The organism is Cellulomonas sp. P4_H4 (assembly GCF_056400865.1).
In genome coordinates, this window is sequence record NZ_JBFUKL010000006.1 from 125,043 (window position 1) to 141,845 (window position 16,803).

Here is a 16,803-nt window from a genome sequence, read left to right on the forward strand (position 1 = left end):
CCATTCGCGATATATCTCGTTCTGAGAAACACGTTATATCGCGTCTGGTCGTCTGGCAAGCGGAAGCATCCCGGGCTCACGGAAGGAGCCCGGGACCGATAGGGTCCCGGGCTCCTCCTGGAAGTCAGACGGTCAGCTGACCAGGCCGGCCTGGCGCAGCTCGACCGTGAGGTCGTGCGGGCTGGTCGACGCGCCCATGGCCTCTTCGAGGGTGATGACGTTGTCGCGGACCAGCTGGAACAGGTGCTGGTCGAACGTCTGCATCTTGTAGAAGTCGCCGTCGCGGATGAGGTCGATGAGCGGGGGCGCCTCGGACGGGTCGAGGATCGCTTCCTTGGTGCGCCCGGTGTTGACCATGACCTCGATGGCGGGGCGGCGCCCGGCACCGTCGGCCAGTCGCACCAGACGCTGCGAGACGATCCCGCGCAGAGACTGCGCGAGAGCGATGCGGACCTGCTTCTGCTCGTGCGGCGGGAAGAAGTCGATGATGCGGTTGATCGTCTCGGCGGCGTCGATGGTGTGCAGCGTCGAGAGGACGAGGTGACCGGTCTCGGCGGCGGACAGGGCCGCACGGACGGTCTCCACGTCACGCATCTCACCGACGAGGATGACGTCGGGGTCCTGCCGCATCGCGGCACGCAGCGCCACGGTGAAGTCGGCGGTGTCCTGGCGGACCTCACGCTGGGAGACGATCGCCTTCTTGTCCTGGTGCAGGATCTCGATCGGGTCCTCGATCGTGACGATGTTGACCTCTTTGTAGGTGTTGATGAGGTCGACCATCGACGCGAGCGTCGTCGTCTTGCCCGAACCGGTGGGTCCCGTCACGAGCACCAGACCGCGGGGCTCGAGGGCCAGCTGACCGACGACCTCGGGGAGCGCCAGGTCGCCGAGCGACTGAGCGCCGACGGCGACGCGTCGGAACACCATGCCGTACGTGCCACGGGCCTGGTACGCGTTGACCCGGAACCGGCCGACGCCGGGGATCGAGTACGCGAAGTCCGCCTCGTGGTTCGTGCGGAAGTGGTCCACCAGGTCGTCGGGGATGACCTCCTCGAGCATGCGCTCGGTGTCTGCCGGCTTCAGGTCAGGGACCTGCAGCTTGCGCAGTCGGCCGTCCACGCGGACGCGGGGCGCGGAGCCGACCTTGCAGTGCAGGTCGGATCCGCCCGTGCTCGCAAGGGCGTGCAGGAACGGGATCACGGACTGTGTCGGCTGGCTCACCCGGGAGATATCGGCCGAGTCGTCCTCGGACTTGAGGATCCGGCGTCCACCGTACGAGCTCGTGCACGACATGTGGGATCATGGAGCGAGTCCGGCGTGCAGCACGCTCTACGTACCACCTCGCCGACACCCAGCATTCTTTTCGACGAAGGAAGATCCCATGAGCAAGCGAGGCCGCAAGCGCCGTTCCCGCAAGGGCAGCGCCGCGAACCACGGCAACCGTCCGAACGCCTGACGGTTCACACATGAAAGGCCCGGTGCGACGCACCGGGCCTTTTCTGTGTTCGGGTCAGTCGAGCGTGCTCGTCACCCGCATGACCGTCAGCTGCTCGTGGATCCGTACGCGCAGCGTGTCCGGCGCGATCTCCTGGCAGCCGCGGCGCACGAGGTTCTTCACGACGACCTCGACGTCGTACTCCTCGAGGCAGCCTTGGCACTCTGCGAGGTGCGCACGCACGACCTCGGAGTCGGGGGCTTCCAGCTCGGCGTCCAGGTACTCCCACAGCCTGTCGAGCGCGTCGTTGCAGTTGTTCCCGCACGCGCCCGACTGTGCAGAGGCCGGCAGCGTCGCCGGCTCTTCCCACTCGCTCATCGTCCACCCTCCGGCGTGGTAGGGGCCGCGGCCACGAGGCCGCGCCCACGCGCGTAGTCCGACAGCATCTCGCGGAGCTGGGCTCGCCCACGGTGCAGCCGGGACATCACGGTCCCGATCGGCGTTCCCATGATCTCCGCGATCTCCTTGTACGCAAAGCCCTCGACGTCCGCCAGGTACACGGCGATGCGGAACTCCTCGGGGATGCGCTGCAGCGCGTCCTTCACGTCGGAGTCCGGCAGGTGGTCGAGCGCCTCCGCCTCGGCGGAACGCAGCCCCGCCGACGTGTGCGACTCGGCACGCGCCAGCTGCCAGTCCTCGATCTCCTCCGAGCGGGACTGCTGCGGCTCGCGCTGCTTCTTGCGGTACGAGTTGATGTACGTGTTGGTCAGGATCCGGTACAGCCACGCCTTGAGGTTGGTGCCCGGGCGGTACTGGTGGAACGCGGCGAACGCCTTGGCGAACGTCTCCTGCACGAGGTCCTCGGCATCCGCCGGGTTGCGCGTCATGCGCAGGGCAGCGCCGTACAGCTGGTCCAGGTAGACCAGCGCTTCGGCCTCGAACCGCTCGGTGCGGGCCGCGTCGTCCTCGGCCTCTGGGGCGCGATTGGTGTCCTCGCTCATCGCGGTCGAGCCTAGCCCCGCGAGGGTCGGCACACCGACCGGCGTGGGCCACGCCACAGGGGCCGTCTGAGGGGTCTCGACGTTCCAGCCGGTCGGGGTCGCCGTGGCAGGACGCGTCTCGAGGGTGGCGCAGGTCATGCGAGGCACAACGGCCCAGGCCGGCGCGTCATTCCCCACCCCTCCCACCTGCGGTCCTGTGCTGCGAACACGTCGCCAAGGAGCGTGAGCGGCACTAGCGTGGCGGCATGACGAGCATCTCGGACGACTCCACCTACCTGCGGCTGCTGCGCGAGCAGATCGGCCACGAGTTCGACGCCCACCAGCAGTACGTCGCGATCGCGGTCTGGTTCGACGGCCAGGACCTGCCGCAGCTGGCCAGGCACTACTACCGACAGGCCCTCGAGGAGCGCAACCACGCGCTGATGATCGTGCGCTACCTCCTCGACCGAGACCTCGCTGTCGAGATCCCGGCCGGCAGTGCCGTGCGCAACGCGTTCGACAAGGTGACCGAGCCGATCGCCCTGGCGCTCGCGCAGGAGCAGCAGGTGACCTCCCAGATCGAGGCGATCTTCCGGGCCGCCCGCGCCGAGAACGATGCGCTGGGCGAGCAGTTCCTGCTCTGGTTCCTCAAGGAGCAGGTGGAGGAGGTCGCGTCGGCGACCACGCTGCTGACCGTCGCCACGCGTGCCGGCGACAACCTGTTCGACCTCGAGAACTACGTCGCCCGTGAGCAGATCGGTGACGGCGGCGAGTCCGCCGACGCACCGGCCGCCGCCGGCGGCGCTGTCTAAGGAGTCCCCCGTGCTGCTGCGCCGTGCCGCCCGTCCGCTGTTCGCCTCGTGGTTCATCTCCGAGGGCCTCGACGTCGTGCGGCATCCGTCCGCGCACGCCGACGAGGCTCGCGGCGCCCTGACCACGCTGCTCGGTCGCCTGCCCTCCTCGGTCCGCCAGGGGCCGGCAGGCGAGGTGATCGGGTACGAGCTCACCGACCGCCAGCTGACCACCGTGGTCCAGGTGCACGGCGCAGCGCTCGCGGGGGCGGGCATCCTGCTCGCCCTCAACAAGGCCCCCCGCACGGCCGCCCTGGCGCTGGCCGCGCTCACGGCGCCGCTGGTCCTCGTGAACCTGCCCCGCAAGCGGGGCACGGAGAGCAAGACCGAGAGGGCCGCACGGCGCGAGCGGTTCGTCCGTGCGCTCGCGTTCACGGCGGGAGCCGTGCTGGCGGCGGCCGACTACGAGGGGCGGCCGGGCATCGCCTGGAGGGTGCAGCGAGCGCGTCTGGAGCGGTCGGAGGGCCAGTAACCTGAGGCCATGACTTCCGCACCCTCCTCCGCAGACCTCTGGTCTGCGCCGGTCACGGCCGGACCTCTCGACGCGCTGGTCGAGGTTCCCGGATCGAAGTCCCTGACCAACCGCTACCTCGTGCTCGCGGCCCTCGCGGACTCCCCCGGACGCCTGCGTGGTGCGCTGCGGTCGAGGGACACGAAGCTCATGGCGGCGGCGCTGGGCGCGGTGGGCACGCGTGTCGACGAGGACGGCAGCGACTGGGTGGTCACGCCCGGCGCGCTGACCGGTGGTACGACGATCCACTGCGGCCTGGCCGGGACGGTCATGCGGTTCCTGCCGGCGGTGGCCGCGCTCGCCGACGGGCCGGTCCGGTTCGAGGGTGACACCGCGGCGCTGGCCCGGCCGATGGGCCCGGTGCTGACCGCCCTGACAGCCCTGGGCGTCCGCGTCGAGGAGCACGGCGAGCCGGGTCACCTGCCGTTCACGGTGCACGGCCGCGGCCGGCTCGCCGGGGGCCAGGTCGACATCGACGCGTCGGAGTCCAGCCAGTTCGTGTCCGGGTTGCTGCTCGCGGCCGCACGGTTCGAGCGCGGCCTGACGCTCCGGCACGTCGGCCGAACGCTGCCGAGCCTGCCGCACATCGAGATGACCGTCGCCCTGCTGCGCGAGGCCGGGGTCACGGTCGACGACTCGCGGCCCGCCATCTGGCAGATCGCGCCGGGTCCGGTCGGGGGCCGCGACGTGCGCGTCGAGCCGGACCTGTCGAACGCGGCCCCGTTCCTGTGCGCGGCGCTCGTGTCCGGCGGCTCGGTGAGCGTCCCCGGCTGGCCGACGCACACCACGCAGCCCGGCGGTCTGCTGCCGGGGATCCTCGAGCGCATGGGCGCCACGACGAGCCTGGACGGCGACGTGCTCACCGTCCGCGGGACCGGCGCGATCCACGGCGTCGATCTCGACCTGCACGCCGCGGGCGAGATCGCCCCGACCATCGCCGCGCTCGCCGCGCTGGCCGACTCCCCCACCCGACTGCGCGGCATCGCGCACCTGCGCGGCCACGAGACCGACCGGCTCGCGGCTCTGGCGGCCGAGATCACGCGCGTGGGCGGGCAGGCCGAGCAGACGTCGGACGGTCTCGTCATCACGCCGCGGCCGCTGTCCGGCACCGTGTGGCGCACGTACGAGGACCACCGGATGGCCACGGCGGGCGCCCTGATCGGGCTGCGGGTCCCGGGCATCGAGGTCGAGGACGTCGCGACGACCGCCAAGACGATCCCCGACTTCGTCGGACTCTGGTCGGACATGCTCCTGGGGACCCGGGCGCCGGTCTGATGGATCAACCGCGGACACGACGCTACGACGAGCGGGACGTCCGCATCCGTCCGGGCAAGGGTTCGCGACCACGCACCAAGCAGCGCCCCGAGCATGCGGACGCCGAGGTCGCCCTCGTCACCGCCGTCGACCGCGGGCGGTACGCGATCCTCGTCGACCCCGACGGTCCCGACGAGCGCGTCGCGATCGCGATGAAGGCCCGTGAGCTGGGCCGGGACCGCGTCGTGCCGGGCGACCGGGTCGACATCGTCGGCGACACGTCCGGCGCCGAGGGGTCGCTGTCCCGGATCGTGCGGATCGGTGAGCGCCGGACGGTGCTGCGCCGCACGGCCGACGACACCGACCCCGTCGAGCGGATCATCGTCGCCAACGCCGACCAGCTCGTGATCGTGACCGCCCTGGCGGACCCGGAGCCACGCACCCGCATGATCGACCGCTGCGTCGCCGCCGCGTACGACGCCCGCATGGACGCGCTGCTCGCGCTCACCAAGGCGGACCTGGCCGACCCCGCGACGCTCGTCGACATGTATGCGCCGATCGGGGTCCAGGTGGTCGTCAGCAGCCGCGGGGACGGCCGCGTGATCGACGGGCTCGACGCGGTCCGCGAGGCGCTCGACGGGCGGACGTCCGTGCTCGTCGGCCACTCGGGAGTCGGCAAGTCGACGCTGGTCAACGCCCTGGTGCCGGGCACCGGACGGGCGGTCGGCGTCGTCAACGACGTCACCGGTCGTGGGCGGCACACGTCCAGCTCCGCGGTCGCGCTCCGGGTGCCCGGGACGCGCGAACCCACGTGGGTCATCGACACTCCCGGTGTGCGCTCCTTCGGGCTCGCGCACGTGGACCCGCAGCACCTGCTCGGCGCGTTCGCCGACCTGGCCGAGGTCGCGCAGGAGTGTCCGCGCGGCTGCACGCACGCGGACGACGCGCCCGACTGTGCGCTCGACGAGTGGGTGCAGGGCGCGCCGGACGAGGTCACGCAGACCGCACGGGCCGCCCGCGTCGAGTCGTTCCGGCGCCTGCTCGCCAGCCGACTGGGCTCCGCTGAACCCGAGCAGCGGGAGACCGCGCGCCCCTGACGTGCGCGGATGGCCGAGCGGATAGCGTGTCGGCCATGAGTATTCGCCCCGGGTACGACGACGACCTGCGCCTCGCTCACGTCATCGCGGACCAGGTGGACTCGGTCACGATGTCCCGGTTCAAGGCTCTCGACCTGCACGTCGAGACGAAGCCCGACCTGACCCCGGTCTCGGACGCGGACAAGACGGCCGAGGAGGTCATCCGCGGGCAGCTCTCCCGTGCGCGCCCGCGCGACGCGGTGCACGGCGAGGAGATGGGCGACACCGGCCACGGGCCGCGCCGATGGGTGGTCGACCCGATCGACGGCACCAAGAACTTCGTCCGCGGGGTCCCCGTGTGGGCCACGCTCATCGGGCTGCTCGACGGCGACCAGGTGGTCCTGGGCCTGGTCAGCGCGCCGGCACTGGGTCGCCGCTGGTGGGCAGCGCAGGGCTCGGGCGCCTGGACGGGCAAGTCCCTCGCCGCCGCGAGCCGCCTCCAGGTGTCGGCGGTGGACCGGCTCTCCGACGCGTCGCTGTCCTACTCGAGCCTCTCCGGGTGGGAGGAGCGCGGGCTGTTGAACCCGTTCCTCGACCTCACGCGTCGCACCTGGCGCACCCGTGCGTACGGCGACTTCTGGTCGCACGTGCTCGTCGCGGAGGGGGCCGTGGACCTGTCCGCCGAGCCGGAGCTGGCGTTGCACGACATGGCCGCCCTGGTCCCGATCGTCACCGAGGCGGGCGGTACGTTCACCTCGATCCGAGGCGTTCCGGGACCGTTCGGCGGCTCCGCGCTGGTGTCCAACGGCCGGCTGCACCAGGCAGCGCTCGACGTGCTGGACCCGTTGCCCCAGGCTTGAGCGTGTGAGCACCGACGACCGCAGCGCCCGCGCCTCGTCCTTCGAGTCCGGCGCGGCGGTCTACCGCGCGACGCGGCCGAGCTATCCCGACGAGGCAGTGCGATGGTCCGTCCCGCCCGGTGCGCGCGACGTGCTCGACCTGGCCGCCGGCACCGGCAAGCTCACCGAGCGCCTCGTCGCGCTCGGGTACGCCGTGGTCGCCGTCGAACCGTCCGACGCGATGCGCGCGGAGCTGGTCGGCCTCCTGCCGGGGGTGGACGCGCACGCCGGGACCGCGGAGGACATGGACCTGCCCGACAGCTGCGTCGACGCCGTGACGATCGCGCAGGCCTGGCACTGGGTCGACGAGCCCGCAGCCGCCGCCGAGATCGGTCGCGTGCTGCGGCCCGGCGGACAGGTCGCCCCGATCTGGAACATCCGCGACAGCACGGTCGACTGGGTCGGCCGCTGGACGGACGTCGTGCACCGCGGCGACGCGCTCGGCCCCGCGCTCAAGTACGGGGACCCGGTCCTCGGCGAGCTGTTCACCGAGGTGGAGCACGCGACGTTCCACTGGGCACAGCCGATGCGCCCGGCCGATCTGCGCCTGCTGGCCAACAGCCGCAGCCACCTCCTGCTGCTTCCCGACGACGAACGCGAGGCGCTGCTCAGCGAGATCGACGAGCTCGTCGCGACCCATCCCGACCTGCGCGGGCGCGACGTGATCGACGTGCCGTACCGCACGGAGTGCTACCGGGCGCGCCTGCGGTAGCACTGCCCGCCGACGGCCGCTAGACCCCGAGCAGCCCGGGCAGCTCGGCGAGCGACGAGATGACGTGCACCCCGGCCGCCGCGATGTCGGCCTCGCTCACAGGCAGGCGTCTGGCCCCCGGCCGGTCCAGCCAGATGCCGACGAGGCCCGCGCCGGACGCCGCCCGCGCGTCGACGTCCAGCTCGTCGCCGACGTAGGCGGTGGTCTCGGGTGCGGTGCCCAGTCGGCGACACGCCTCGACGAAGACGCGCGGGTCGGGCTTGCCGAAGCCGAGGGTGTCGACGCCGACCAGCAGCGGGACGCGGTCGGCCAGGCCCGTGCGCTCGAGCTTGTCGGTCTGGTACGCGCGCGCCGCGTTCGTCAGGGCGCCGAGGTGCAGGCCCGCGTCGAGCAGGCGCTCCAGCACGGCGTCGACGTCCTCGTGCGCGGACCAGGCGGCGCGGAAGCTGGCGTCGAACACGTCGTCCCAGGCGGCGAAGCCGGCATCGTCCAGGGCGGGCCCGCCGAACTGCTCGTGCAGCTCGTTGGCCCGGGCCATCCGCTGCTCGACGTGACCGACCTCGCCGCGCGTGTACCGCGCGAAGTGCTCGTTCGCGTCGGCGCGCCAGAACGTGACCACGTCGACGTCCTGGTCGGGCGTGACGTCGGGCAGGTAGCGCCGGGCGATCGTCGCCAGCGCGGTGCCGAACGCCCCCTTGGTGTCCACCAGGGTGTCGTCGATGTCGAAGAGGACGGCGTCGATCCGGTCGGTGGGTCGCAGGCTCACGGCCGGCTCAGACGACGGCGCGCAGAGCCGCCAGGCGCGCCAGCGTCGAGTCGCGGCCGAGGATCTGCATCGACTCGAACAGCGGCGGCGAGATGCGTCGTCCGCTCAGTGCGACGCGCAGCGGCGTGAACGCGAACCGCGGCTTGAGCGCCAGGCCACCCTCGTCGACCAGCGCGGCCTGCAGGGCGGCCTGCGTGGCCTCCGTCGTGAACGCGTCCGCGGGGACCGCCTCGAGCGCCGCGATGGACGCGTCCAGGACCGCCGGGGTCTCCTCCCGCAGGGCCGCGCGCGCGTCGTCGGCGATCTCGAGCGCGTCGTCCGCGACGAACAGGAAGCCCAGCATGCCCACGGCCTCGCCGAGCAGCGTGATGCGCTCCTGGATGAGCGGGGCGCCCGCGTCGAGCAGAGCGCGGTGCGCGGGCTCGAGGTCCGCGTACGAGTCCGCCGGGACGATCCCCGCGCGGTGCAGGTACGGCACCAGCCGGTCGCGGAAGTCGTCGGGCGCCAGCAGCCGGACGTGTGCCGAGTTGATGGCCTCGGCCTTCTTCTGGTCGAAGCGCGCCGGGTTCGGGTTGACGTCCGCCACGTCGAACGCCGCGGTCATCTCCGCCATCGTGAAGATGTCGCGGTCCGGGCCGATCGACCAGCCGAGCAGCGCCAGGTAGTTGAGCAGCCCTTCGGGCGTGAAGCCCCGGTCGCGGTGCAGGAAGAGGTTCGCCTCCGGCTCGCGCTTCGACAGCTTCTTGTTGCCCTCACCCAGCACGGACGGCAGGTGCCCGAACGTGGGCATGACCGTGGCGACGCCCAGCTCGAGGAGAGCGCGGTACAGCGCGATCTGGCGCGGGGTCGACGAGAGCAGGTCCTCGCCGCGCAGGACGTGCGTGATGCCCATGAGAGCGTCGTCGACCGGGTTGACCAGCGTGTAGAGCGGCTGACCGTTGGCACGCACGATGACGAAGTCCGGGACAGAGCCCGGCTGGAACGTGATCTCGCCGCGGACCAGGTCGGTGAAGGTGATGTCGTCGTCGGGCATCCGCAGGCGCAGCGTGGGCTCGCGCCCCTCCGAGCGGAAGGACGCCTTCTGCTCGTCGGTGAGGTCGCGGTCGGCGCCGTCGTAGCCGAGCTTGGGGTCGCGACCGGCGGCCCTGTGACGTGCCTCGATCTCCTCCGGCGTCGAGAACGACTCGTACGCGTACCCACCCTCGACCAGGCGACGCACCACGTCCTGGTACAGGTCCGAACGCTGCGACTGCCGGTACGGCTCGTGCGGTCCGCCGACCTCGACGCCCTCGTCCCAGTCGAGACCGAGCCAGCGCAGCGCGTCGAGCAGCTGCAGGTAGGACTCCTGCGAGTCGCGCGCGGCATCGGTGTCCTCGATGCGGAAGACGAACGTGCCGCCCGTGTGGCGCGCGTACGCCCAGTTGAACAGAGCCGTGCGGATCAGGCCGACGTGCGGCGTTCCGGTGGGCGAGGGACAGAAGCGGACGCGGACAGCACCGGGCGAGTTCACCGCCTCAGCCTACCGAGCGGACGACCGTGCTCCGCCGTCGCGCTACGGGACGTGCGCGGGCACCTCGTCGCTCGTCTCGGCCGCCCAGATGTCGCCCGGCAGGTCGCCCGGGAGCAGGGGGTTGCCCACCCCCACGAACCGGTCGTCACGGCCGGCGGCGCGCATCGCGGTGAAGTCCGCGAGCGCGGCGAAGGCCCACCGCCCGAGCAGCAGGATCGCGACGAGGTTCACCGTCGCCATGAGCGCCATCGCGATGTCGGCGACCGCCCACACCGTGTCCAGCGCGAGCAGGGCCCCGATGCCGACGGCCGCGAGCACGAGCGTACGCAGCGCGGTCAGCCCTCTGCCGTGCACGCCCAGGAAGGTGAGGTTGACCTCCGCGTAGGAGTAGTTGCCGATCACGGAGCTGAACGCGAAGACGAAGATGAGCACCGTCATCGGCCAGATCGTCCAGGCGCCCAGCGTGCTGGACAGTGCCTGGCCCGTGAGCACCGCGCCCGACGCGGCCGACGTCTCGCCCGGCGAGTACACCTCGGGGCCGGCGACGAGGATGACGAAGGCGGTCGAGGAACAGACGAGCATCGTGTCGACGAAGACGCCGAGCGACTGCACGAGCCCCTGCTTGACGGGGTGGGACACCGTCGCGGTCGCCGCGGCGTTCGGCGCCGACCCCATCCCCGCCTCGTTGGAGAACAGTCCGCGCTTCGTGCCGTTGAGGATCGCCGCGGTCACGCCGCCCGCGACGCCGGCGAGCGCCGGGTCCAGCCCGAACGCACCGCGGAAGATGTCCGAGAGAACCTGCGGGAGCTGGTCGAGGTTCAGCAGGACGACGACCAGCGCAAGCAGGATGTACAGGCCCGCCATGGGCGGCAGCACGGCCTCGGCGACCCGCGCGACCCGCCGCACACCGCCGTACAGCACGGGCGCGGCCAGCACCATGAGCACCACGGCCGACAGTCCGGGCGACACGCCATGCGCGACCGCCAGGGTGTCCGAGATCGTGTTCGCCTGGACCATGTTGAAGGCGAACCCGAACGCGAAGATCAGGAGAACCGCGAACACGACGCCCCAACGCCGCGTGCCGAGCCCACGTTCGAGGTAGTAGGCAGGCCCGCCGCGGTACGCCCCGTCGTCTCCGCGCACCTTGAACATCTGGGCGAGCGTCGCCTCGACGAGGGCGGTCGCCATTCCGACCGCGGCGACGACCCACATCCAGAAGATGGCGCCAGGTCCGCCGAGGGTCAGCGCGATCGCGACACCCGCGATGTTGCCGGTGCCGACGCGAGAGGCGAGACCCACCGCGAACGCCTGGAACGAGGAGATGCCGCCCTGGGATCCCTCACGCGAGCCCACGATGGTCCGCACCATCAGCCCGAACAGCCGGACCTGCACGAACCTCGTGCGGATGGTGAACCACAGGCCGGCTCCGACGAGCACATAGATCAGCCAGTAGGAGTAGAGCGCGTTGGTCAACCAGTCGATGCCGACCTGCAAGTCCACGTCGGCTCCCGCCGCTCGCGCCGTCTCGTCGAGGACGAGGCTAGGGCATGCGCCACTTCGCGAGGGGTGTTTTCGGGGTCAGTGGCGGCGCAGCACCGGGTTGCGCAGCGTGCTCGTCCTTCCGCGACCTTCCGCGGTGGTCGTCAGTGGCGGCGCAGCACCGGGTTGCGCAGTCTGCCGATCTCCTCCACCTCGACCTCGACGATGTCGCGGTCCACGATCGGGCCGACGCCCGCGGGGGTGCCCGTCAGGATGATGTCGCCGGGCAGGAGCGTGAAGACCTCCGACACGTACGAGACCAGGTACGCCGCGTCGAACACCATCTGCGACGTCCGGCCGTCCTGCTTCAGCTCGCCGTTGACGCGCGCGCGGACGTAGAGGTCGTCGACGTCGAGGCCCGGCACGATCCAGGGGCCGATCGGGCAGGAGCCGTCGAAGCCCTTGCCACGGGTCCACTGGCTGTCGGCGCGCTGGACGTCGCGCGCGGTGACGTCGTTGGCCACCGTGTACCCGAACACGTAGTCCAGGGCGCGGTCGGCGGGGACGTCCTTGGTGACCTTGCCGATGACGATGGCCAGCTCGGCCTCGTGCTCGACGTGCTCGGTCCAGTCCGGCAGGACGATCGGGTCGTCGGGGCCGATCACCGAGGTGTTGGGCTTGAGGAACAGCAGTGGCGCCGGCGGGATCTCGTTGCCCATCTCGGCGGCGTGCTCGGCGTAGTTGCGGCCGACGCCGACGATCTTGGAGCGCGGGATGACCGGGGCCAGCAGGCGGACGCTGTCGTCGTCGAGCCGGATCTGCTCGCCGGTGGGCTGCACCGGCGTATAGAGCGGGTCACCCGTGATGACCACGAGCTCCTCGGCTCCGGCAGGACCGTCGACCAGGGCGTAGCGGGGGTCTCCCCCGGTGGTGAATCTCGCGATGCGCACCGGAGCAGCCTACGTGGAGTCGTCGATGCGTCGCCCGTGCGAGCGTCCAGGGTCTACGCGGTGGAGCCGCGCAGGATCGACGTCATCTTCTTTCCCCGCGCCACCTCGTCGACGAGCTTGTCCATGTAGCGGATCTGCTGCATCAACGGGTCGTCGATCTCCTCCACGCGGATACCGCAGATGATGCCTGTGATGAGCGAGGCATCAGGATTCATGTGCGGCGCCTGGGCGAAGAACGTCTCCATGTCGATCTCGTCGGCGATCGCCTTGTCGAGCCCGTCGTCGTCGTAACCCGTGAGCCAGGTGATCACCTGGTCCACCTCGGCGGCGGAGTGGTCCTTCCGCTCGACCTTCTTGACGTAGAGCGGGTAGATGCTGGCAAAGCTCATGGCGAAGATGCGGTGTCCGGCCATACGCGACCTCCTAGGCTCGCGCCAGGATCTCACCGTGCAGGACCGCGAACCACCCCTCTGGCTGCTCTCCCCACTCACGCCAGGAGTCGGCCAACAGCTCGAGGCCGACCTCGTCGGCGAGACCGTGCTCGATGGCCTGCGCGGCGAAGTTCGACGCGACCGACCGGTCGGCCCACAGGCTGGCCCACCACGTGCGGTCCTCGGGGGTCGCGTAGCACCAGACGCCCGCGCTGGGCACGATTCCCGCGGGGTCGAAGCCCGCCTCCCGCACCCACGACAGCAGCCGGCGACCCGCGTTGGCCTCAGCACCGTTGGCCTGCGTGACCTCGTGGTAGAGCGCGAGCCACTCGTCCAGGCCCGCGGACGGCGGGTACCAGGTCATGCCCGTGTAGTCGGCGTCCCGGACGGCGACGATCCCGCCCGGACGCGCGACGCGACGCATCTCGCGCAGCGCGGCGATCGGGTCCGTGAGGTGCTGCAGCACCTGGTGGGCGTGCACGACGTCGAAAGAGTCGTCCTCGAACGGCAGCTCGTAGGCGTCGGCGACCTGGAAGGTCGCATTCGCGGCCCCGGCGTCCGCGGCGGCCTTCTGCGCGATCTCGACGACGGCCGACGAGGTGTCGACGCCGACCACCTCTCCAGCGCTCAGCCGCACGGCGAGGTCGATCGTCACGGACCCCGGACCGCAGCCCACGTCGAGGAGCCGCGCGTTCGGCACGAGCGCCGGCAGCAGGTATGCCGCGGAGTTCTCGGCGGTGCGCCAGCGGTGCGAACGCAGCACGGACTCGTGGTGCCCGTGGGTGTAGACGTCGGGGTGCGTCGGAGTGTTCACATGGAACTCTAATCATCCGACCCCGGATAGTTTCAACACACGGAACGATCCGTTTCGACATGCGAGATCCAGCGCCCGTGCGCCCGTCTACGATCCACGCATGCGACGGATCGTCGGGATCGACGTGGCCAGAGGCCTCGCCGTGCTCGGGATGATGACCGCGCACGTCGGGCCGGACGACCACGGTCCTGTCCCTCCGGGCGGGTTCGCGCAGCTCGCCGACGGCCGTCCGTCGGCCCTGTTCGTCGTGCTCGCCGGCGTCTCTCTCGCACTGCTCTCCGGCGGGACGTCCCCCGCGACCGGACGCGCGATGACGCGGGCCAGGACGCGGATCGTCGTGCGCGCGTTCCTCGTCCTCGTGCTCGGTCTCGCTCTGATCCTGCTGGGCACGCCGGTCGTCGTGATCCTGCCGACCTACGCGGTGCTCTTCGTCGCGGGCAGCCTGGTCCTCGGCTGGTCCCGCCGTGCGTTGCTGGTCGCGTCGGCCGCGTTCGCCGTGGTCGGCCCGCCGGTGGCGCTCGCGATCGTCCGCGCCGAGGGTCCGTTCGACCAGAACACGCTGCCCGGCCTGTTCGTCGGGCCGCACTACCCCGCCCTGATCTGGATGTCGTACCTGCTCACGGGCCTCGCGGTCGGACGCAGCGACGTGCGCGACCCGCGACTGCGGCAGCTCGGCGTGCTCGTCGGGCTCGGGCTCGTGCTCGCCGGGCACGGCGGCGCGTGGCTCGCCGGCCGCGCGACGACGTGGCCCACCGAGCTGACCAGCAGCGCTCCGCACGCGTCGAGCACGTTCGAGCTGATGGGGAACACGGGCGTCGCGTTCCTGGTGCTCGTGGCGTCGCTCGTCGCGGCCGAACGGTGGCCACGGGCGTTGGCACCCCTGGCCGCCGTCGGCAGCCTCGCGCTCACTGCCTACACCGTGCACATCGTCGTCATCGCGATGCTCGGCACCTCGGTGGTCTGGCAACCGACCGTGGTGAGCTGGCTGGCGTTCCTCGGCATCACGACCCTGGCCTGCTGGCTCTGGGCACGGTTCCTCGGGCGCGGTCCGCTGGAGCGCGTCCTGCACGACCTCTCGACCCGGATGGCGGCCGCCCCGCAGCCGCGATCCGACGCATCGAACCCCGTGGCGTGACCAGCTACGCGCACTCGTAGACGAGCTGTCGGGCGTTCCCCCGCTGCACGAGCAGCCACTCACCGGCCGGTCCCTCTACCGCGTAGAGCGCGTTGGCCGCCAGGTACGACTCGTCGGTCGCGTACCGGTAGCCCGCGTCCGCGCCGTAGACCATCGACCCCGCCGCCTCGGAGTAGGTCCACGAGTTCGCCTCGTGCCACGCCCGCGCCGCTCGCGAGACGGTGTTCCCGACCTCGACCGGCAGGTAGACCGGCCGACCGTCGGCGGTCGCGCCTGCTCGCCGCCACTGGGCCGGGTCGTGCGAGCCGTCGATCGCGTACCTCGCGGCGGAGCAGGTCGACGCACCCGGTGACAGGCCGACCTCCGGGTTGCCGCTCTCGTCCGTCTCACCCCTGGCGACGCCGTCGTCCCAGCGGAGAGCGGAGAAGTCCCCGGCCGGAACGTCGGGCGCCTCGAGCCGCACCTGCGTGCCCAGCGGCGTCGTGAAGGCGTACGAGAGGTTGGTCAGGCCCGACACCTCGGACGGCCAGGTCACGGCCACCAGGTCGACGGCTCCCAGTTCCCGCACCAGGTCCACCTGAGGTGCGTCGAGCGCCGGGTCCGGCACGCTCCCGTAGACCCCGCCGTAGAGGTTCATCTGCTGCCGCGTCGCCGCGGTCGAGACGTCGAAGCCGCCACCCAGCGGGACCGCCGTCGGGAGCGTGAGCGAGTCGTAGAACGTCGACTCGTCGCGCGGGACCGTGCTCAGCGCGTACTGGGCGGGCAGGCAGGGGTCGCCTTCCCGGGCGCTCGGGCACGCGATCAGCCGGACGCCCGAGCCGTCGCGCTCGTACAGGCCGGTGACGGTCAGGCCCCAGCTGTACATCGGGTCCGCCACGGTGATGTAGATCTCGGCGTCGCCACGCGTACCCACGCGATACGGGTTGTCGAAGACCCCGAGCTGCTCCTTGAGCTCGGGGACGGCGACCGGCGTCTGCCACACCTCCCCCGTGCGCGGGGCGAGCAGGTGCGCGAGCACGTCGTCGTCGCTGAGGTCGGCGGCACGTGCCGGCGGACCGGTCGGCGTCGACGTCGGTGTCTCGCTCGGAGTCGGCGTGGGTGTCGGTGTCGTTGTCGGCGCTTCCGTGGGGCTCGGGGTCGGCGTCGTGGTCTTCGTGACCGCCGGCGGCACCGGCGTCGGATCCGTCCGGTACTCCGCACCGAGCGTGATGACGAGGCCGAGGACCGCGGCCGCAGCGACACCAGCGAACGACTGCGTCGTGCGCCGCTGCACCCGGTGGCGCCGCGCGATGGTCCGGACGCGCTGCACGGACACGGCGTCCAGCGGTGCCGCGCCGTCCTCGATGTCGCGCGCCGCCCCGAAGAGGCGCGCCTGCAGGTCATCGCTCATTGCGCACCTCCGTGGGGCTCTGCTGCACCGGGATCCGCTCGACCGGCGCCGAGGTCGTGGTGCCGAGGGCCAGGTTCAGTCGGCCGATGCCGTCCGACGTGTACCGCTTGACCGCGCCCTCGCTCAGTCCGAGCGCCGACGCGGTGTCCACGACGGAGAGGTCCTCCATCATGCGGAGCACCACGCACGCCCTCTCCCTGGGGCTCAGCGCCGCGAGCGCCTTGATCACGTCAGCACCGGGGAGACGGTCTTCGACGACGACCGACGGCGGGACGTGACCGGCGGCCCGCTCCATCAGTCGGTGCTCCCGTGTGCGCTGCCGGGAGGCGTCGACTGCTCGCGAGACGATGGCCTTGCGGACGTACGCCTCCGCCTGCTCGACGGAACCGAACCGGGCCTTCCCGGAGAACGCAGCGATCAGCGACTCCTGGACCAGGTCCTGGGCGTCGGAACGAGAGGCCGCGACGAGCGTGGCGTGCGCGAGCAACCGTGGGTAGCGCTCGCGCACGACCTGCTCGAGCAGGTCCTCCCAGTGCTTCGCCACGATGCCCCTCGCACGATTCTCGACGTCTCACACATACAACGTCCGTCGAGCCGTCCCGCGTTGGGG

The 16,803-nt window shown here is 71.5% G+C and carries 19 protein-coding genes; 8 read left to right on the top strand and 11 right to left on the bottom strand.

Annotated elements, in window-relative coordinates:
* Nucleotides 1–132: 132 nt before the first annotated feature.
* Nucleotides 133–1,293 (bottom strand): type IV pilus twitching motility protein PilT, encoded by a 1,161-nt coding sequence (locus tag AC1DPN_RS16810; RefSeq protein WP_477085917.1) that lies wholly within the window; start codon nt 1,291–1,293, stop codon nt 133–135.
* A gap of 88 nt (nt 1,294–1,381) precedes the next feature.
* Between AC1DPN_RS16810 and AC1DPN_RS16815 the strand changes: the two genes are divergently transcribed.
* A complete protein-coding gene (locus AC1DPN_RS16815) occupies nt 1,382–1,456 on the top strand; it encodes a 50S ribosomal protein bL37 (protein WP_155859599.1) in 75 nt (24 codons plus the stop codon).
* Between the two features lie 54 nt (nt 1,457–1,510).
* On the opposite strand, the gene rsrA is transcribed toward AC1DPN_RS16815, so the two are convergent.
* Entirely contained in the window at nt 1,511–1,813 is a 303-nt protein-coding gene (gene rsrA, locus AC1DPN_RS16820) for a mycothiol system anti-sigma-R factor (protein ID WP_477085918.1), read from the bottom strand.
* A complete protein-coding gene (locus AC1DPN_RS16825) occupies nt 1,810–2,574 on the bottom strand; it encodes a sigma-70 family RNA polymerase sigma factor (protein WP_477085919.1) in 765 nt (254 codons plus the stop codon). Before AC1DPN_RS16825 ends, rsrA begins: the two co-directional genes overlap by 4 nt.
* A 107-nt stretch (nt 2,575–2,681) precedes the next feature.
* Between AC1DPN_RS16825 and AC1DPN_RS16830 the strand changes: the two genes are divergently transcribed.
* Genes AC1DPN_RS16830 through AC1DPN_RS16855 form a run of 6 tightly spaced genes read left to right on the top strand, consistent with a single transcriptional unit; the run spans nt 2,682 to nt 7,718 of the window.
* Nucleotides 2,682–3,227 (top strand): ferritin, encoded by a 546-nt coding sequence (locus AC1DPN_RS16830; protein ID WP_477085920.1) that lies wholly within the window; start codon nt 2,682–2,684, stop codon nt 3,225–3,227.
* Between the two features lie 10 nt (nt 3,228–3,237).
* Complete coding sequence (locus tag AC1DPN_RS16835; RefSeq protein ID WP_477085921.1) at nt 3,238–3,738, top strand: DoxX family protein; 501 nt, start codon at nt 3,238–3,240, stop codon at nt 3,736–3,738.
* 9 nt (nt 3,739–3,747) lie between these two features.
* Entirely contained in the window at nt 3,748–5,052 is a 1,305-nt protein-coding gene (aroA, locus tag AC1DPN_RS16840) for a 3-phosphoshikimate 1-carboxyvinyltransferase (protein WP_477085922.1), read from the top strand.
* A complete protein-coding gene (gene rsgA / locus AC1DPN_RS16845; protein ID WP_477085923.1) occupies nt 5,052–6,128 on the top strand; it encodes a ribosome small subunit-dependent GTPase A in 1,077 nt (358 codons plus the stop codon). Before aroA ends, rsgA begins: the two co-directional genes overlap by 1 nt.
* Before the next feature lie 35 nt (nt 6,129–6,163).
* Entirely contained in the window at nt 6,164–6,967 is an 804-nt protein-coding gene (gene hisN, locus AC1DPN_RS16850) for a histidinol-phosphatase (RefSeq protein ID WP_477085924.1), read from the top strand.
* Nucleotides 6,968–6,971: 4 nt separating this feature from the next.
* Nucleotides 6,972–7,718, top strand: a complete 747-nt coding sequence (locus AC1DPN_RS16855; protein ID WP_477085925.1) for a class I SAM-dependent methyltransferase — start codon at nt 6,972–6,974, stop codon at nt 7,716–7,718.
* Between the two features lie 19 nt (nt 7,719–7,737).
* On the opposite strand, the gene AC1DPN_RS16860 is transcribed toward AC1DPN_RS16855, so the two are convergent.
* From AC1DPN_RS16860 to AC1DPN_RS16885, 6 genes are all read right to left on the bottom strand, one after another.
* Nucleotides 7,738–8,484 carry an HAD family hydrolase gene (locus AC1DPN_RS16860; RefSeq protein ID WP_477085926.1) on the bottom strand — a complete coding sequence of 249 codons (747 nt, stop codon included), beginning with the start codon at nt 8,482–8,484 and terminating at the stop codon, nt 7,738–7,740.
* Between the two features lie 7 nt (nt 8,485–8,491).
* A complete protein-coding gene (gene gltX, locus AC1DPN_RS16865) occupies nt 8,492–9,994 on the bottom strand; it encodes a glutamate--tRNA ligase (RefSeq protein WP_477085927.1) in 1,503 nt (500 codons plus the stop codon).
* A 42-nt stretch (nt 9,995–10,036) separates the two neighbouring features.
* Nucleotides 10,037–11,494: an alanine/glycine:cation symporter family protein gene (locus AC1DPN_RS16870; protein WP_477085928.1), complete on the bottom strand. Its 1,458-nt coding sequence runs from the start codon at nt 11,492–11,494 to the stop codon at nt 10,037–10,039.
* Nucleotides 11,495–11,637: 143 nt separating this feature from the next.
* Nucleotides 11,638–12,423: a fumarylacetoacetate hydrolase family protein gene (locus tag AC1DPN_RS16875; protein ID WP_477085929.1), complete on the bottom strand. Its 786-nt coding sequence runs from the start codon at nt 12,421–12,423 to the stop codon at nt 11,638–11,640.
* A gap of 53 nt (nt 12,424–12,476) precedes the next feature.
* The gene (locus tag AC1DPN_RS16880) at nt 12,477–12,836 is read right to left on the bottom strand and encodes a DUF2200 domain-containing protein (RefSeq protein WP_477085930.1); all 360 of its coding nucleotides are present in this window, start codon (nt 12,834–12,836) and stop codon (nt 12,477–12,479) included.
* Nucleotides 12,837–12,846: 10 nt separating this feature from the next.
* Nucleotides 12,847–13,668 carry a class I SAM-dependent methyltransferase gene (locus tag AC1DPN_RS16885; RefSeq protein ID WP_477085931.1) on the bottom strand — a complete coding sequence of 274 codons (822 nt, stop codon included), beginning with the start codon at nt 13,666–13,668 and terminating at the stop codon, nt 12,847–12,849.
* A gap of 100 nt (nt 13,669–13,768) precedes the next feature.
* Between AC1DPN_RS16885 and AC1DPN_RS16890 the strand changes: the two genes are divergently transcribed.
* Nucleotides 13,769–14,803, top strand: coding sequence for a DUF418 domain-containing protein (locus AC1DPN_RS16890; RefSeq protein ID WP_477085932.1), 1,035 nt, complete (start codon nt 13,769–13,771; stop codon nt 14,801–14,803).
* Nucleotides 14,804–14,807: 4 nt separating this feature from the next.
* Here the strand turns inward: AC1DPN_RS16890 and AC1DPN_RS16895 are convergent, their stop codons facing one another.
* Together AC1DPN_RS16895 and AC1DPN_RS16900 are read right to left on the bottom strand one after the other, a co-directional pair.
* Nucleotides 14,808–16,193: a hypothetical protein gene (locus AC1DPN_RS16895; protein ID WP_477085933.1), complete on the bottom strand. Its 1,386-nt coding sequence runs from the start codon at nt 16,191–16,193 to the stop codon at nt 14,808–14,810.
* Nucleotides 16,183–16,737 carry an RNA polymerase sigma factor gene (locus AC1DPN_RS16900; protein ID WP_477085934.1) on the bottom strand — a complete coding sequence of 185 codons (555 nt, stop codon included), beginning with the start codon at nt 16,735–16,737 and terminating at the stop codon, nt 16,183–16,185. Before AC1DPN_RS16900 ends, AC1DPN_RS16895 begins: the two co-directional genes overlap by 11 nt.
* Nucleotides 16,738–16,803 lie beyond the last annotated feature (66 nt).

Excerpts from the sequence above, each read along its gene's own strand:
- AC1DPN_RS16825 (WP_477085919.1), bottom strand. The coding sequence starts at position 2,574 with ATGACCTGCGCCACCCTCGAGACGCGTCCTGCCACGGCGACCCCGACC.
- AC1DPN_RS16830 (WP_477085920.1), top strand. The coding sequence starts at position 2,682 with ATGACGAGCATCTCGGACGACTCCACCTACCTGCGGCTGCTGCGCGAG.
- AC1DPN_RS16810 (WP_477085917.1), bottom strand. The coding sequence starts at position 1,293 with ATGTCGTGCACGAGCTCGTACGGTGGACGCCGGATCCTCAAGTCCGAG.
- rsgA (WP_477085923.1), top strand. The coding sequence starts at position 5,052 with ATGGATCAACCGCGGACACGACGCTACGACGAGCGGGACGTCCGCATC.
- aroA (WP_477085922.1), top strand. The coding sequence starts at position 3,748 with ATGACTTCCGCACCCTCCTCCGCAGACCTCTGGTCTGCGCCGGTCACG.
- AC1DPN_RS16890 (WP_477085932.1), top strand. The coding sequence starts at position 13,769 with ATGCGACGGATCGTCGGGATCGACGTGGCCAGAGGCCTCGCCGTGCTC.
- AC1DPN_RS16895 (WP_477085933.1), bottom strand. The coding sequence starts at position 16,193 with ATGAGCGATGACCTGCAGGCGCGCCTCTTCGGGGCGGCGCGCGACATC.
- hisN (WP_477085924.1), top strand. The coding sequence starts at position 6,164 with ATGAGTATTCGCCCCGGGTACGACGACGACCTGCGCCTCGCTCACGTC.
- rsrA (WP_477085918.1), bottom strand. The coding sequence starts at position 1,813 with ATGAGCGAGTGGGAAGAGCCGGCGACGCTGCCGGCCTCTGCACAGTCG.
- AC1DPN_RS16880 (WP_477085930.1), bottom strand. The coding sequence starts at position 12,836 with ATGGCCGGACACCGCATCTTCGCCATGAGCTTTGCCAGCATCTACCCG.